Raw genomic sequence first — 16,966 nt, forward strand, 5'->3', positions numbered from 1 at the left:
CCCCCCCGCGCCCCCCCCCGCGGGGGGGCCCCCCCGATGCGTGTGCGAGGTAGTGGACGATAACTTCATCTCGTACCGGTCGAACTCGGATGTGCCGAGAAGCAGGAGGATCACGAGTGACACCCGGCTCCATCTCAGGTACCACCGTGACGCTCGACGTCCTGCGCCGCGCCTACGGACGCAGTATGCGGCCGCTCACCGCTGCGGGGTCGTACCTGGACGGTGACGGATGGTGGGCCGGGATCACCGGAGCACCGGATCCCGACTACAACCTCGCGCTCGTCCACAACGGCGACGTCACCGCGCATGCGCAACACGTATACGACATCGTGACCGCAGCCCGCTTTCCGGCCATCGTGTTGCTCGCCGGACGAGGCCTCGCCGCCGCACAGGTGCTCGCCGACCGCGGCTGGGTGTGCGCGGGGGCTCTCGACCTGACGGTGTTCGTTCCGGTCCTCGCACCCGAGGACGACGCGTTGCGGGTCCTGGGGCGTGAGGACATGTCCGACGCGCGCGACCTGGCTGCGGGTGCGTTCGGGGTGTCGCCGGGCACCGCGGCGATTGCGTACGCCGACACCGTTCCGGGAGCACCCGGCCTGACGGCGACGGGCATCTTCGACGACGCTCGCTTACAGTCCTGCACACTGATTTCGGACGGCGGCGAGATCGAAACCGTGTGGTCGCTGGGGACGAGGAAGGGACGGCAGCGTCGTGGCTACGCGCGGCGTCTCGTGGATGCGGCGGCAGCCCGCACGTTCGCACTGCGTGGTCCGGTGCCGATGTGCGGTCTCACCAGCCCGCAGGTGACCCCGCTGTATGTCTCGGCCGGTGCGCAGGTGGTCGAGAACTGGCAGATGTGGTCGCGCCCTCGCTGGCTGCTCGGCCTGTAGCCGCGCGCTCCGGAGTGAGGTAACGTTCGGCCGGATTTTCGCGACCTAAAAGCGACATTTCCCCCCATACGGCAGTTCCGCGAAAGGGTCCGCGACGTGCTTGAAGGAAACATCCGCGACGCCGAGTTGCGTCGTGAACTCGGCGTCCCTCCGGCCGTCGATCTCCTCGGGCACGCTCGCGAACTGGCGCGCGTCGCGCTTCCGGCGGTCGTCGCAGCGGCGGTGGTGGCACTCGCGGTGTTCTTCGTCCGCGACAGCGGGCCGGGCGTCTACGAGTCCACGGTCGTGGTGGAGATTCGCAGCACCGATGCAGTTTCCGGATCCGACGCGTCGCTCGGGCAGCTGATCGCTCCCTACGTCGCGCTGTCGGAGGATTCCCGCGTGGTCGCCGCCATCGCGGCGGAGGTCGGTGAGGATCCGGCTGCGTTGTCCGAAAACGTCTCGGTGGACTACGGAACGTCGCCGACACTGCTCACGGTCACGGCACGCGACGGGTCGCAGGAGGAAGCGGACCGGCTCGCGCAGGTGGTCGTTGCTGCGCTCGACCAGGCCCAGAGCACCCGGAACCGCACCGCACTCGAATCGCGCATCGCGGATCTCGACGGAATCGTCGCGGGTCTCCGTGCCGAACTCGCGGCCGGTACCGACGACACCACGGACGGCAGCCCGGACCCGCTCCTGCAGGCCGAACTCGATTCCCGGCTGGAGCAGATACGTGCTGTCCGTGCGGGGGCGGGTGCCGAACATCTCCAGGTGCTGGCGTCACCCGCCAGCAGCGGCACGAAGGTGTCCCCTAAACCAGTGGCAGAAGCTGCCGTCGCATTCCTGTTCACGCTGATCGTGGTCGCAGAACTGCTGGTCGCGCTCAACGGCCGGTTCGGCAGGACCGTCACGCCGGCATGGGCGCGGCGGACTTCCCGCCGGTATCGCACGGCCCTGCAGGTCGATACCTCCGGCATCCCTCGCCTGCCGCTCGACACGGTGGTGATGCTGCAGCAGCGCGCGTCGCTCGGCGAAGCGATTCTCGTTCTGAATGGTTCCGGGGTGGAGGCGGACCCGGACATCTTCGGCGACGACGCCGCCGAACGCATCATCCGGTGCGGTATGACGGAGCAATGGTGGAAGCAACTGCGTCAGGAGAAGGTCGGGCTTGCCCTGATCGTCGTCACTACGGGTAGCGAAGACCGGGCTGTAGTGGAGAACAGTCTTCGTGCGCTGGCCGAGATCGATGTCCCCACCCGGCTCGTCGTCTTGTCCGTCGACAAGCCGCCGGCACCCGAGAAGGATAAGCCGGTGGCTACCCCGACGACGCCCGAGCCGAGCAGTGTCGCCGTCTCCCCGCAACCGGGCCCGTACCCGCCGCCGCACCCGCACCGACCGCACCCGCGCTCGCAAGCGCCCGTGGATCCGCAGCGCCGGCCTCCCATGCCGGCCCCTGTGCCTGTGCCTGTGCCCGCCCGCGACCCGTCGTCCGGGCCCGTTCCGTTCGTCGATCCGGCACCGCCGACCCGGCCCATCGCGGCGCTCTCGAAGTCGCTCTTCGAGCCCCAGGAAAACACCCCTCATCCCCGCTACCGGAGCGGGGAGGGGCAGGTCGACACGCCGCAGGGGCACCCGCCGCATGCGGAGGAGACATATGCTCCGGTGAGCGAGTCGGTCAACCGCGAGTACGCCCAGGAGATCGTCCGGAACCGAGACGACCAGGGAAATCGGCCGCCGTCCAGCGATTCGGCTCCCGCACCGGACTCCACACCCCGAGCTTCGGGCTAGGCCGAGTTGTATCCTCGCGGTCTCGCTATATAGTGATGGCGGTCACTCCGGGGGTGTGGGTGGCCTGCGAGCCGAGCATGTCGGCACTACCTCGAAGGACTGCCTTGACTACCCGCATCGCCGGTACAACGCATGAGCACGTCGCGACACCGGGAAGTACAGAATGGATCAAAGCCCACCTTGCGCGCATGGACGATCTCTCGCCTGCCGATACCCGGAGTGACACCGAGCGCAAAGAAGTGAATCATCAGCCTGTGTAGAACGTGGGGGGACGGGCATTCAGTTTGTGGTGGCACCCACCGCAGCAGAATGGGACTTCCGCACGCTACCGAGAGGAGTGCTGCATGAGGGAAGTGTTCAAGGGCGAACTGAACGAACTGCTCGAACGGCTCGGGGAACTCGGCGCCGTGGCCGCGGAGGGCCTCTCGTCGGCGACCGAGGCGCTGTTCCGCGGTGACCTGCTGGCGGCGCAGAGCACGCTCGACCTCGACGCCCGCCTCGACGAGCTGACCACGGACTGCGCCCATCGGGCCATGAAGATCCTCGCCTTGCAGGGGCCTGTCGCCGCGGACCTCCGACTCGTGTTCTCCGCAGTCAGAATCAGCGGTGATCTGAGCCGGATGGGGCAACTCACGCTCCACATCGCGCGCGTTGCACGCCGTCGCTTCCCGGACCTGCTCGTGCGAGGTGCCCTGCACGACGACCTCGCTGTGATGGCTGACGTCGCAGCCCGGATCGCAGCCGTGCTGCGCGATGTGTTCACTCATCTCGACCTCGAGGCGATTCAGAGTGTCCGTGCGCTCCAGCGCGAGTTGGACGCGGTGCACTCGCGGATCCTCGCCACCGTCGAAGGCAAGAACTGGGACGGTGACGTTCCGACGGCCGTGGACACCGTTCTCGTCGCGCGCTTCTACGGGCGGTTCGGAGACCAGGCCGCCGACGTGGCCGATCGGCTCATCTTCTTCGTCACCGGCGAAAGACCTGCGGAAGTCGCCTGAGTTCGTCGCGCGGATTTCCCCGAACCGTGTCATTCTCAGCTCACTCGAACATGAGGATGAACGGCGGTAGGGCGATGAAAACCGACGAGTACCTCTACTTCGTCGATCGTGCTTTCGACGGGATGCTGTCCGCGTCGACGAAGCTCGGCGACGCCGGCGCGAACACGGTACCGCCGCTGCCGGGCGCCAACTCGGTGTGGGCGATCACCTATCACTGCTGCGCGCTCGTCGAGTTCTGGGTGGGCCACATCGTCCTCGGCCGTGAGAGCAACCGCGACCGCGAGTCGGAGTTCGGCGCATCGGGCACCGTCGCGGAGTTGGCGCGGATGGTCGCCGAGCAGCGCACCCGGCTGGCCGAGGATCTCGCTGCGGTGGACCCGGCCGCCCGGCTGGCGCATGCTGTACCGGAGAAGTACCGGGGTGACGTGGTGTCGGTCGACGGGGTCCTGCTCCACGTCCTCGAAGAGCTTGCGCAGCATCACGGTCAGATCGAGATCACGCGCGATCTGCTGCTCTCCACATCCGAGGAGGCCCGATGAGCAGGATTTCTTTCCCAGGATTCGACGACCTGGACATCGCCGAGTTGTCGGCTCGCGCGGGGGCGAAGTGGGCTCGAGCCGTCGACGAAGGGTTGTTGCCCGCGTGGGTCGCCGACATGGACTTCCCCGTTGCACCGGTCATCCGCAGTGCGCTCCACGAACAGATCGAGACCGACCTCGGCTACCCGAATTGGGTGCACGGCACTCCGCTGCGTGAAGAATTCGCGGCACGGATGCGCGACCGGTACGGATGGGAACCGGACCCGGGCTCGGTCCGCGAGCAAACGGACTTGATCCAGGCCCTGCAACTGATCCTCCACCTGAGCACGCGGCGCGGTGACTCGGTCGTCGTTCAGACCCCGAACTATCCGCCGTTTCTCGCCTCCATTCGCCGGATGGGCCTGCAGCAGCTCGATTTCCCCTTCGTCGATCGGGGCGACGGGTGGGTGCTGGACATGGAAGCCCTCGAGCAGCGGGTTGCGCGCCACCGCCCCCGCGTACTGGTGCTCGTCAACCCGCACAATCCCACCGGCCGTGTTCACACCCGCGCGGAGCTCGAGCAGATCGCAGACATCGCCGAACGGTTCGACCTGCTGGTTGTCAGCGACGAAATCCACGCCGAAATAGTCTTCGAGCCCCACGTGCACATCCCGTTCGCATCGCTCGGCCCGGACGCGGCGAGACGCACTGTCACGATCACATCCGCGGGAAAGTCTTTCAATCTCGCCGGGTTACGGTGCGCGGTGGTGCATTACGGATCGGAACGGCTACTGAGACGGCGTGACGCCGAACCGTTCGACCTGTACGGCGCGGTGTCCGTGCCCGGAGTGATCGCCACGCTCGCCGCGTGGCGGCACGGTGACGCATGGCAGCGCGACCTCATGCAGGTCCTGGAACGGAATCGCAGGCACGTCGACGCCGTGCTTCGAGAAAGAATCCCCGCTGCGCGGCACCACCTTCCGGAGGGAACGTATCTCACCTGGATCGACGTCGGTCCGCTCGGATTCGATGATCCGGTCGAACGGGTGCGGGAGCGCGGCAGAATCCTCGTCGAGGGCGGGTTGCGGTTCGGCAGCGGATGCCGCAACAATGTGCGCATCAACTTCGCGACATCGGCCGAGCTTCTCGACATGATCCTCGAGGGCGTCATCTCCGCGCTCGGCAGCGGAGCCGATGTACCCGCGGCGCCGTTCGCGGCGCCCCGAGTCCGGTAGACGCGCCAGCTCCGGCCGAGCGCCGGGAGGTAGCTCGATGCGGACGACGTAACGGTGCACCCTCCGCCTACGATCGTTCTCGGGGAGCGAGAGACGTCGCGTCCCTCGCGGCCGGGCGTCGCGGTACTTTCCCGAGAAGGAGCTGGGTACATGCGAGGCCGGCACACAGAGCACCGGCGGTCCGACCCGGAGCGCGGACGCCGCCCCGGACAATGAGCTTCGACATCGTCGAGGGTAGTGCAGTCGACGCCCTCGTCCCGGAATGGTCCGACCTCGCGCGGCACGTGGGCACACGTGTCGCCGCGCGACCGTCGTACGCGCTGAACTGGCACCGGAACCTCGGGCGGGGACGACTGGCAGTGGGTACGGCACGCCGCGGTGGCCGGCTCGTGGCGGTGGCCCCGCTCCACCGGCGCAATCGACTCGGCGTACAGACCCTCCGCTTTCCGGGGCACGGCCTCGGCACGATCGGCACGTTCGTCGCAGCCGACGGTGATGCTCTCGCCGAGTTGGTGGACGGGATCGCCGCAACCGGGATGTCGTTGCAACTCACCCACATCGACGTAGCGGATCCCCTGGTGGAAGTGCTACGCACGTCGCCGCTGTGGGACGTCGGCGTCGAGGTGGACGATCGATGCCTCACCATCGATCTGCCGAGAGGCGCCGGTGCGACGACGCTCCGCGGCAGTCGTACTCTCAAGACACTGCGCCGTGCCGAACGAGCACTCGAGGGTGCCGGTACACCCGCGCGAGTGGAGGTGATCCGCGATCCGGAACACCTCGAGCGACGTTGGGAGGACGTCGTCGCCGTCGCAGCGGCAGCCGACGAGCACACCGACCGCGACAACTTCTGCGGACCACCGTTCGCGGCGTTCACCAAACCTCTGCTCGAGGCCGAAGCGCGGGCGGGAACTCTGCTCGTGGTGGGCTTGGTCGTCGGAACGCGATGGTGCGCACACGAAATCATGTTCCGCACCGGCGACGTGGCGGAGATGTGGATGTCCCGCTTCCATCCCGATGTGCGCCGGTACCAACCCGGTCAGCTGTTGCAACGATGGCTCGCCGACCACCACGACGACCTCGGCATCTCCCGATTCGATTTCATGCTGGGCACCTCGGAATTCAAATCGCATTGGGCGAACGGCGAATACCGGGTCGGAACCGTCGTTGCCACACCCGTCCGCCGCCGCCACGCCCGATGGATGCTCCAGCTCGCCGAGCACGGCAGCGACTGGGTGCGGCCGGTGCGCCGCGCCGCACGTGACGCGCTCCGGCCCGCAGGTGAATCCGTCTGATCAGAGGCATCCGGGTGTCGTTGCCGCCGTGCGCATCACGTGCCAGGCGGGTTTGGGCGCTAGGGCATGGTCGACGACACCGAAATTCTGTTCGCGATCGGATTCGTCGGTGCCACGATCGACGAGGCTGTACACGAACAGCTTGTCCACGAAACCGAGGCGCCGCTGCTCGGTGATGCCGTCGCGCAGTATCTCTGCCTGCCGCTCCGCATCCACCGCATCGGTGCCGGTTCCGGTAGGAGATCCGAATTCGGTTGCCCATATCGGCTTTCCGTCGTCACCGTGCCCGATCATGATGTCGCGCATGTCGCGCATCCGGTAGAAGGAGTTCCAGCTCTCGGTCGAGGCGTCGGAGGGCAAGGCGGGGTAGCTGTACGGATGCATGCCCACCACATCGAAACTCTCCGCCACACCCAGTTCGTAGAGTTCCGAGAGGAAGGTCGTCGGAGCGATATCCGTCCCGGTGTCGGTCGCCGGGGACAATCCGCCGCTCACGACCACGGCGCCGGGCACCGCCGCACGGATACGACTCGAGGCGGACTCCAGTAGGGCCGCATACGCCACCGGGTCCGGCTGCGGTCCGAAGAACACCGCGAGGTTCGGCTCGTTCCAGATCTCCCAGTGGGAGACCCGGTCCCGGTACCGCTGCGCGACATCCGCGCCGAACCGCCCGAACTCGTCCGGATCGGCGGGCCGGCCGTGCGTATCGTCTGCGTCACCGGCGCGTGCCCACTCCGGGGTGTGGGTGAGCAATCCGAGGATCTGCAGTCCGTGCGCGCGGGCCGCATCGACGACCCGGTCGGTTCCGGACCAGTCGAATTCTCCCCGGCTCGGCTCGAGAATCGACCAGTCGAAGTCGAACCGGACCCACGCCGCACCGCTGTCCGCGGCGGCGCCGAAGTACCGGTCGAGATCCGCATCCCCGAGAGTGTCGAGCCCCGAACCCGTGGCCACACCGAGGCTGTCGGCCGACAGATCGGTGCGGCACCCGGCGGGCTCGGTGCTTCCGCACGCGCCTGTACCGAGCACGACCAGCACCGCCACCGCGCTCAGCAGGCGTCTCCGTAGCACCGTTCTCCGTCTCACTGTTTCTCCGTACTGCTGTGCCCGGCGCGGACTCACCGCGACTTCACGAGCCCGACGAGTCCCAGCCCACCGGTGATGGGAAGGAAATGAACACCTGCGAACACACACAGGGGAGCAACGACGGCGGTGATCGGCCACGGCACGTCGAACTGCTCGGCGAGCAGCGACGCCCATACGGTCACTGCTACACCCAGCATGGCGATGGCCGACGCCTGGGCGAACGGGAACAGCCGCCGGACCGCAACCGTCCGGGCGACCACGACCCAGATCGCCACCACCATCACCGCCTCGGTGAGGACCGTCGCGAGGGCTGCGCCCTCGAACGACATCCGGGGGATCAGCACCAGGTTCGTGGCGACGTTCGCGACGAGTGCGGCGAACGCGACCCAGGGGTAGACGCGGTGCCGGCCGGTCGCGACGAGAACCATCAGGCCCAGTTCGGTGAGCATCGACAGTGCGCTGCCGGCCACGAGCATTCGGGAGGCATCGGCACCTTCGGCGAATCGCTCTCCGTAGAGCAGCGCCAGCACACCGTCCGCGGTCGGCCAGAATGCGGCGGTCGCCGCTGCTCCGAGGACTGCGAGCAGCATCGCCGCTTCACGCGTCCGCTGCCGGAACTGCTCGCTCTGCGCCGGCCACGTCGCGACGAGCAGCGTGGTGACGGGACCGACGACCGTGGAGGCGACCATCGACAACAGGTCGGCGAATTTGTACCCCACGGTGTAGAGGCCGACGGAGTCGAAGGTGTCCATCCGGCCGAGCATCAGCACGTCGACTTTCGACAGGACGGTGAGCAGCGCGAAACCGATCGTCAGCGGCACCGCCTCGATCAACATTTCGCGCCAGCGCCACAACTGGGCACGCGCGGCCGGTAGCGGTCCGGCTTTACCGGCGCGGACGCCACGAATCTTGAGTGCGGCCGCGACGACTTCGTTGATCACCGCGGGTGCGACGACCACCAGCAGGACCGGATGCCACAGGACGGCCGCAATGGTGCAGACCAATTGCGCGAGCTGGCCGAGTGTTTCGGCCGCGGCCACCGACGCCATACGCAGACGGCTCTGGTACATCACCGACAAGGCGTTGCTGGGGGTCGCGACCACCACGACCAGCCCTGCCACGACCGTCGCCCACACCACGTCCGACGAATAGCCCAGCAGCACCACGTATCCCACCGCGAGGGCGTAGCCGAGGATGCCGAGCACCCCGCGCAGCGCGATGAACGCCGTCGTGACGTAGGAGACCTCCCACGGATTGCATTCGACGAGTTTGGCGAGCACGACGCGGCCCACGCCCAGATCCGTGACCACCGACAGCACTCCGAGCAAACCGAACACGAACGAGAACTTGCCGAAGTCGTCGGGGGCGAGCACCCGTGCCAAAATCATCGATCCGGCCCAGCCCATCGACGCGATGGCCAGACGGCTCCCGAGCATCGCCACGGTATTGCGCCGCGCCGCGCGTCCGTCCAGTTGCGGCTGTCGCGGTTCGTGCAGGGTGCCGTCGCGGTCTTCGTGGACCTTGGCGACGATCCGTTCCATCAGGACGGTTTCGGCGACGAGGTCGATGTGCAGTTGCCCCGTGTTGGTCATCGAGGGATGCGCGTAGCCCGACAGTGACGGGGAATCCCAGATCTTCGCGTGGCGACCCGAGGGAGCGAGGTCGGCGGGAATGTGGGTGCTCTCGTCGTCGTCCACGTCGTCCGGACGTGAATGCCTACCCACCGGGAGTCACCTTCACAGTCGGAGGCCGGCGGTGCGGTAGGCGCCGACGGTGAGTTCCGCCGTCCGAGTCCACGTGAGGGTCGAGGCGACCTCCGGGGCGCGTCGCCTCAGTGCCTGGGCGGTGTCGAGGTCGAGGAGAGTGGCGCGCAACGCCGCCGTCCATGCCGGCACGGTGTGTTCGGTGACGAGCAGTGCCCCGTCGTCGGCGAAATCCGGCAATGCGCCGACGGCACTCGAGACGACAGCACCGCCGCACGCCATCGCTTCGAGGGGTGGGAGACCGAAGCCCTCGTAGCGCGAGGCGTATGCGACGACACTCGCGGCAGCGTAGAGGGCAGGCAGGTCCGCGGTGGCGACATAACCGAGTCCGTGGGCCCCGGACGGTGCGTCGCGTCCGGTCGAACCGGCGCCCGCGAGGACGAACGGCACGTCGAGGTTCCGGCACGCTTCGGCCACCAGCGCGACGGACTTGCGCGGTTCGACGGTGCCGACCTGCAGTACGAAGCGGTCGGGCAGTCCGTAGCGGGCGCGCACCTCGGCAACCTGGCCGGGCGACGGGGGCGTGGCCCACGGGGCCGGCGCCAGCGGGGTGACAACGGCATCGCGGCCCGACAACGCGTGGATGCGTTCGGCGGTGAACTCGGAGACGGCCACGAGGACATCGGCCCGGCGCATCGCGTCGCGCAGCAACCGGCGTTCCCCTGTCGCCCGGAACCGGCTGAACGCCCACGGTGCGTCGAAGACGGCCAGATCGTGAAACGTCGACACCGTCAGGCTGCGCTGACCGAGAGGGAGATCGACGTCGAGGCTGTGGAACAGGTCTGTGGAGGGGAGGGGCACCGCGTTCCACACGGCGCGGCGCACACCGCGTGCCACGGGGCGCCGCGAGGCAGAGACCTGTGGTGGCAACTCTGCCACCGCGTCGCGCTGAACTGTCGCGCACAACTCGGTCCCGGGGAGAAGCGCGGGCAGCGCCCTCAGCAGTTCACGGGCGTAGGTCTGGACTCCGCTGCCGGCAGGGCGGAGCGCCATGGCTCCGAACCCGATTCGGTATCCGGTCGATGAAGCTGCGAACGGTGCTGTGTGAGCGCACATCCCACGATTCCTAAGAGTAACCAGAAGTAGACGTCGAGCGGGAAGATCTCCAGATAGGTCGACACGGTGGACGCGACCGCCACCGCCACCACCGACGCACTCACACCGAGCGCGAGCGCGGCGTCCTGGCCGCGCATGATCCGCGAGGCGCGAAGGGTCGACACGGCGGCGCAGACCAGAACGAGGACGAACAACCACACTCCGATCGGTCCGAGTTCGACGGCGAGTTTGATGTAGTAGTTGTCGGGTTGGTACGGCATGAATCCGAAGGTCACCGCAGCCTGCAACGACATTTCCGAGAGCATGGGGTTGGTTTCGGAAGCGGCCTTGGCGGCGGCGGAACCGGTTGCGCCCAGTCCCTGACCGAACGGATGCACCCACAGCGAGGCAAGGGTCTCCGACCACCCGTCGCCGCGTTCACCGAGGCTCGACGACGACAAGAGCGGAGCAAGCAACGAGCCCGGTACGACGAGGAGAGCGATCGGCGCGGCGAGGGCGGCGGCACCGAATCCCAGCAGCAGCGCGCGGTGGCGGTGGACAGCGAGCCACAGCAGTGCGACCGCAAGACCGATATAACTGGCACGAACGATCGTCACGCCCATGCCCAGCAGCATGATCGGTGTCGCGCAGAGAAACAACCGGTTGCGGAGCCGGGTGGGATCGGCGAGTGCGATCGCGCCGCCGACGACGAGGCTGATCATCACGAACAACCCGAATGCGAACGGGGTCGTGAAGGTGCTGAAGCTACGGAGGATCCCGCCTGTGGTGCGGATCTGGTCGTCCCACTGGTACCCGAGTGCGGCGAGACGCTCACCGCCGATCGCTTGCTGGGCCAATCCGACGACCGAGGTGAACACACCCATGCCCATCAGGATTGTGACGAAGGTATCGCGGTCGCGGCCGTCGAACGGTGCGCGCCACAGGATCACGGGAATGATGAGGTAGAAGAAGGTGATCTTCAGCGGGGTAACGGCCCCTGGTCCCGACACAAGTATCGCCGACACGACACCCAGGACCACCCATGCCGCCACTGCCGGCCACCACGGGAAGGACGGAGTGGGACTACGTCTGCGATATGGGCTGACGAAGGTTGCCGCAAGCGTCAACAGCAGAACTCCCTCTTTCCACGGAGACAATGCAGAACCGCCGGGCACGATCGCGAGCAATCCGTGCAGCGGAGTCAGGGCCGCGACGAGAAGGAGCCCACGTTGCGGCCGCTGATAGAGAACGACGGCGAGGGCGGCTGCAGCGGGCAATAGGAGGACGAGCACAGTCGTCATGACACGTCCGGACAGGGGTGGGGCTCGTGTGCCGCTATCGTCCGGCCGAATGAATTAAGAACCGCTGCGGTGACCTCGGTGCGGATGAACTCACGTCCGTCACGGTGACAACCGCTGTGATCGCCGAGCTCCCCCGCCAAGATCTGGCCGGTGAACCCTCGGCGTCTCAGTCGTCGCAGACCCTCCCCGCCCCGTTGATCACGAAACCACTGGTGGTCTTGTGCCGAGAGCACGACGGTGACGTCGACACCTGCCCGACGCAGCGCTTCGAGGATCACCTCGGGGACCTGGGTCAGGCCGAGTCGGCCCAGCCACAGCCAGGCTGGGTAGGGCAAGTGTTTCCGCGCTAGCGGCTTGATCCGAGCGCGCAGCGATACCGAGCCGACCGTCGGTCGTTTCTCACCGCCACCGGGCGCAGCAGGTACGGGCGGGCGGAGCTGAGTGCGCAGTGATTTTCTTACCCGTGTCGACCACAAGATCATGTTGACCAGAACGACAGTGTGCGCGTGCCCTCGAAGTGCGATGTACGAGGAGTACCACCCGCCCGAGCACAGTCCCGTCGCGATCAGGTCTTTCGGATCGATATTCAGCGCACCGGCGGCGTCGAGCGCATCGCGGTCGGACACCTCCGAATACAACGCCACCTGCTGGTCATGTTTCACCATGCCGGTGTCTCCGACGCCGGTGCGATCGAAACGAACAGACGAGACTCCGTGCGCGGCCAGGCTTCGGGCAAGTTCCACCCAGATGCGGCCCGGGCCGATGCGGTGCTCGTAGGCGGTCCCGAAGAACAGCACGGTGGGTCGATGATCGTCGCTGCCCGTCGATTCGACCGCATGGGTCCGCACCGCGAACAGCGCATTGGGTCCGAGCGATTCCACCGATTCGTAGACGGGAGATCCGTCGGTCGTGGTGGCCACCGCCGCGCGATGCCGGAGCGACAGCACCACCTCGTGGGTGTCGGTGGGCGACCCTCCGGCGATCCAGTCGGCGATCTCCCGGATACCGCCGAACGGGATGTCGGCGTACAGAGCTGCGGGGGCGGTGAACGCCTCGTGGTCGACGAGGGGCAGTTCGTCGCACACCAGCGCGTCGGCGAGCGCGGACAGTGCCGGGGTGTCGCGCGCCGCGGGGCGCGTCGCGAGCATGGTCCTGATGCCGGTGAACACACTCGCGTCGATGCGCAGCGTGCTCAGCGCGTGCGCGGCGTCGGGGGAGAGGGCCCCGCCGATGATCGAGATGCGGGGATCGGCCGGATCGTCGGTCCCCTGGGTTACCCGGTACAGGGCGCGTTGTTCGCGCAGGGCGCTGCGGCCGGAAAGGATGGGATCCCACAGCACCACGGCGTCGACCGGTCCGCAGCCGGGAAGCGCGGTGGCCGCGAGAAGTGCTCCGGCGCGCAGACCGACCACGGTGATGTGCGCTGCTCCGCATGCGCGCGCGAGTGCGGTCGCCGCAACGACGCTGCGCTGCCAGGCCGCTACCGCGTCAGGGGAATCCTGGTCGCCCGACGAGTCACCGGCACCGGAATAGTCGAACCGCACCGACGTCAGGCCGCGGTCCGCGAGCTGCTCGGCGAGTGCTTTCATGCCGCGGTAGGTGTCGAGGTGTTCCTTGCCCAGCGGTGGACAGAGCACCACGGCGCCGCGGGACCGGCCGTCGTCGGGAACGTGAATGTGCGCGAGGAGTGGTGCGTCGGCGGGCCCGAACCACGACGAGTGCTGCACGCCCACGTTCGAACCTCCAGATCATGCGGGTGACCCAAGGCGGCGGACGGCGCACCACGCGCCACCTCTTGAATCGGGTTGTTGCTACGACACATTCGAATCGGGCCGTCGACACCCGGCGGTACCGGTGCGCAACCTGTGCCATAAACTACCGTGCCCTACTGCTCGGGCGTTCGGAGGGATGGTCATGCCGGGAGTGCTCGTGCACGAGTGGATCGCACGTGACGGCGGTTCGGAGAAGGTGCTCGACGAGTTCGTGCGGTGCTATCCCGATGCCGACGTCCTCTGTTTGTGGGACGACGCCGAGCGTTACCCGACGCGGACGGTGCGCGAGAGCGGACTTGCGCGCACCCCCCTGCGGCGCCACAAGGCGCTCGCGCTCCCCGCGATGCCCTACGTGTGGCGGCGGAGGACCGGGGACTACGACTTCGCGCTGGTCAGTTCGCATTGCTTCGCCCACCACGTGTCGTTCCGCGGTGCCGCACGCGACTTCCGCAAGTTCGTCTACGTGCACACCCCCGCGCGTTACCTGTGGAACCCCGAACTCGACGATCGAGGTGCGTCGACGGCGGTCAAACTGGCATCGCCGCCGCTCCGGCGTCTCGACCGCCGGCGGGCGGCAGAAGGGGCACAGTTCGCTGCGAACAGCGATTTCGTTCGACGCCGGGTGGAACGGGCCTGGGGCGTGGAGGCCCGCGTGATCTTTCCTCCGGTCGACACGACACGGATCTCGTCGGTCCCGGAGTGGAGTGCGGAACTCTCGGAGCCGGAATCGGCGCTCCTCGAGAGCCTTCCGGACACGTTCGTCCTCGGGGCGTCGAGGTTCGTTCCGTACAAGCGGCTGGACTGGGTCATCCGTGCCGCTGATCTCGCGGGTCTGCCCGTCGTCGTCGCGGGGTCGGGTCCGGAGGAAGCGCGGCTGCGGAAGCTGGCCGACGAGGCCCGTGTGCCCGTGCGTGTGCTTGCGCGTCCGTCGGACGAGTTGCTGTACGCCCTGTATCAGCGCGCGCATGTCTACGTCTTTCCCGCGATCGAGGACTTCGGGATCATGCCGGTCGAAGCGCGCGCTGCCGGCGCGCGGGTGATCGTCAACGAACTCGGCGGAGCTGGGGAGACCGTGGTGGAAGGGGTGGACGGCTTGCACTTTCGGGACGATTCCGTGGAGTCGCTCGCGGAGTGCATCGCGGCCGTCGACACGGTTCCCCGACGGGGCCGGAATTCGGTGGCGGAGTTGTCGTCGGAGAGATTCCGTGCGGACATCCGGAACTGGGTCTCCTCGTGAGCCGGAAACGGTGACGTACGACGGCTCCCGCCCTCGCTGAGTCGATCTTGTCTCGCTTCGTGCCCTGAGGTAGGTTCCACGCGGGTCGCGGGCCTGTTCGATGGGGGACAAGTGGGGTTCGGCATGCACTTCGGTACGACGGTTGGCCTTCTTGTGGACCCGCTCCGGATGTTGGCGTCGCCCGAATCCTCTGCGCCCCTGGCACCGGAACGGCTGTAGGGTCGCCGGCCGTTCTACGGACGGAACCGGGTGTCGCCGCGGTTACGAGGGCCGAAACACGCCGCACGTGCACTCAACGGATCGCACGCTTCCGGACGGTGCTGTCACCCCGCGGCCGGACATTCTCGCACGGACAGGCTTCCGTTCCGGTGTGACCTAGAGCACTGAAACACTTCTCGGCAGGAAAACGGTAATAGCGGCATAACGGTCATAGCAGTCGGGCAGGGCGAAACGGTCGGGACCGACCGAGCCGTCACACGGTCGGGGGGCGAGGGGTAAGCCGAAGCATGGGGCGTAAATGAGCATCGAAGCCGGGCGAGCGCGAAGACTGCGCGCCCTACCCGCCCCGAGCCCGGACACGACGCGGGAATCCACCGAGAGGCACGGCACCCGCAGGCAATGGCAGACCATCCATACCCGGCTGTTGTGCCTGACCGACGCCGCAGTCGTGTGTGCGGTTCTTGCACTTGCACAGTGGGTTCGGTTCGCTTTCGGTGAAGTTCCGGAGGCCGGAGTTCCGAGCTCGATGCTGCTGGCGGTCGCCGTTGCCGGCTGCTGGCTCGCCGCGTTGTCGCTGGCTCGCACCCGCAAACCCACGGTAATCGGCAGGGGCGAAGAGGAGTACCGTCTGGTCACCAGGGCGACGCTCCAGTGTTTCGGATTCATCGCGATCCTGTCGTTCCTGATCGAGTCGTTCGTGATCGACCTCGACGCGGTCCGCATCTATCTCGGAGTCGCCCTGCCCCTCGGGCTGGCCGGCCTTCTCCTCGGGCGGCATCGGTGGCGCCGGGAGATCGGCCGCAGGCGTGAACGCGGCGAGTTCCGCACCTCGGTACTCGTGATCGGCGGTGACCAGGCGGTCAAGGCGATGGTCGAATCCTTCACTCGTGACGCCGATTCCGGTTACCGGGTGGTGGGAGTGTGCACCCCGGGATACACCGGTGAGCAGATCCGGACGCTCACCGCGGGCGGGCTCGACATTCCGGTCCTCGGTGGCGAGAAGGATGTGCTGCACGCCGTCAAGCTCACGGGCGCAGACACCGTGGCGGTGGCCACGAATGCGCAGTGGGGCAATTCCGATCTCGCAGACCTCGCGTGGGACCTCGAGCCGTACCGGGTGGACCTTGTGGTCGCGCCGGGTGTCACCGAGATCGCGTCACCCCGGCTGTCGATGTACCCGGTGGGCGGTCTCCCTCTCGTCCACGTCGAGGAACCCCAGTACCGCGGGTCCAACCGGATGGCCAAGACCGTCTTCGACCTCGTGAGCGCGACTCTCGCTCTCCTCGCCTTCGCACCCGTCATGCTGTGTGTCGCGGCTCTGATCAAAGTTCAGGATCGGGGGCCCGTCTTTTATCGCCAGGAACGCGTCGGGCTGAACGGAGCGACCTTCCGCATGTGGAAGTTCCGGTCCATGGTGACGGACGCGGACACGATGATCGATGAGATGCGACGCGAAACGGACAGCAGTCGCTCGGTGTTCTACAAGTCGTCGTCCGACCCGCGGATCACCCCGGTCGGACGATTCATTCGCCGAACCAGCATCGACGAACTGCCGCAGTTGTTCAACGTTCTGACGCGCGATATGAGTCTGGTCGGTCCGCGCCCCCTCACGGTGGGGGAAGGACGGGAGATTCCGCGCTTCGTCGACCGCCGAATGCTGGTGCGCCCGGGCATGACCGGGCTGTGGCAGGTGTCGGGACGGTCGAATCTCTCGGAGGCCGACCGTGTTCGGCTCGACCTGTTCTATGTGGCGAACTGGTCGATGGTGCAGGATCTGCTGATCGTCGCGAAGACGGTGCGCGCTGTCCTCGCGAGCGACGGCGCCTACTGAGGCGCGTTTCGGCCCG

At 67.3% G+C, this 16,966-nt stretch carries 13 protein-coding genes; 8 read left to right on the forward strand and 5 right to left on the reverse strand.

Annotation, left to right across the window (positions count from 1 at the left end; genetic code table 11):
* Positions 1 to 146 precede the first annotated feature (146 nt).
* The 6 genes from TVH25_RS08040 (at position 147) to TVH25_RS08065 (ending at position 6,706) form a co-directional block, all read left to right on the forward strand.
* Positions 147 to 890 carry an N-acetyltransferase gene (locus TVH25_RS08040; RefSeq protein ID WP_422423776.1) on the forward strand — a complete coding sequence of 248 codons (744 nt, stop codon included), beginning with the start codon at positions 147 to 149 and terminating at the stop codon, positions 888 to 890.
* Between the two features lie 96 nt (positions 891 to 986).
* Positions 987 to 2,660, forward strand: coding sequence for a hypothetical protein (locus tag TVH25_RS08045; protein WP_422423777.1), 1,674 nt, complete (start codon positions 987 to 989; stop codon positions 2,658 to 2,660).
* 344 nt (positions 2,661 to 3,004) lie between these two features.
* The gene (locus TVH25_RS08050) at positions 3,005 to 3,658 is read left to right on the forward strand and encodes a phosphate signaling complex PhoU family protein (protein ID WP_169618883.1); all 654 of its coding nucleotides are present in this window, start codon (positions 3,005 to 3,007) and stop codon (positions 3,656 to 3,658) included.
* A gap of 74 nt (positions 3,659 to 3,732) precedes the next feature.
* The gene (locus tag TVH25_RS08055) at positions 3,733 to 4,197 is read left to right on the forward strand and encodes a DinB family protein (RefSeq protein WP_422423778.1); all 465 of its coding nucleotides are present in this window, start codon (positions 3,733 to 3,735) and stop codon (positions 4,195 to 4,197) included.
* A complete protein-coding gene (locus TVH25_RS08060; protein WP_422423780.1) occupies positions 4,194 to 5,411 on the forward strand; it encodes a MalY/PatB family protein in 1,218 nt (405 codons plus the stop codon). The genes TVH25_RS08055 and TVH25_RS08060 overlap by 4 nt, the downstream gene beginning before the upstream one ends.
* A 212-nt stretch (positions 5,412 to 5,623) precedes the next feature.
* On the forward strand, positions 5,624 to 6,706 hold the full coding sequence (locus tag TVH25_RS08065) for a GNAT family N-acetyltransferase (protein WP_422423781.1): 1,083 nt from the start codon (positions 5,624 to 5,626) through the stop codon (positions 6,704 to 6,706).
* On the opposite strand, the gene TVH25_RS08070 is transcribed toward TVH25_RS08065, so the two are convergent.
* The 5 genes from TVH25_RS08070 to TVH25_RS08090 are packed head-to-tail and all read right to left on the reverse strand — an operon-like array spanning position 6,707 to position 13,624.
* A complete protein-coding gene (locus tag TVH25_RS08070; protein ID WP_422423782.1) occupies positions 6,707 to 7,792 on the reverse strand; it encodes a cellulase family glycosylhydrolase in 1,086 nt (361 codons plus the stop codon).
* 32 nt (positions 7,793 to 7,824) lie between these two features.
* Positions 7,825 to 9,516, reverse strand: coding sequence for an oligosaccharide flippase family protein (locus TVH25_RS08075; protein WP_422423783.1), 1,692 nt, complete (start codon positions 9,514 to 9,516; stop codon positions 7,825 to 7,827).
* A gap of 12 nt (positions 9,517 to 9,528) precedes the next feature.
* Entirely contained in the window at positions 9,529 to 10,548 is a 1,020-nt protein-coding gene (locus tag TVH25_RS08080) for a glycosyltransferase family 4 protein (RefSeq protein WP_240954836.1), read from the reverse strand.
* Positions 10,494 to 11,891, reverse strand: a complete 1,398-nt coding sequence (locus TVH25_RS08085; RefSeq protein ID WP_422423785.1) for an O-antigen ligase domain-containing protein — start codon at positions 11,889 to 11,891, stop codon at positions 10,494 to 10,496. Before TVH25_RS08085 ends, TVH25_RS08080 begins: the two co-directional genes overlap by 55 nt.
* On the reverse strand, positions 11,888 to 13,624 hold the full coding sequence (locus tag TVH25_RS08090) for an alpha/beta hydrolase (RefSeq protein ID WP_422423786.1): 1,737 nt from the start codon (positions 13,622 to 13,624) through the stop codon (positions 11,888 to 11,890). The genes TVH25_RS08085 and TVH25_RS08090 overlap by 4 nt, the downstream gene beginning before the upstream one ends.
* A 181-nt stretch (positions 13,625 to 13,805) precedes the next feature.
* Here TVH25_RS08090 and TVH25_RS08095 point away from each other — a divergent pair, with 181 nt between their 5' ends.
* Positions 13,806 to 14,900 carry a glycosyltransferase gene (locus tag TVH25_RS08095; RefSeq protein ID WP_422423787.1) on the forward strand — a complete coding sequence of 365 codons (1,095 nt, stop codon included), beginning with the start codon at positions 13,806 to 13,808 and terminating at the stop codon, positions 14,898 to 14,900.
* Between the two features lie 517 nt (positions 14,901 to 15,417).
* The gene (locus TVH25_RS08100; protein ID WP_296550481.1) at positions 15,418 to 16,950 is read left to right on the forward strand and encodes a sugar transferase; all 1,533 of its coding nucleotides are present in this window, start codon (positions 15,418 to 15,420) and stop codon (positions 16,948 to 16,950) included.
* Positions 16,951 to 16,966 lie beyond the last annotated feature (16 nt).

Origin of the sequence: Rhodococcus sp. 7Tela_A2 (assembly GCF_049311045.1) — a bacterium.
Lineage (GTDB): Bacteria > Actinomycetota > Actinomycetes > Mycobacteriales > Mycobacteriaceae > Rhodococcus.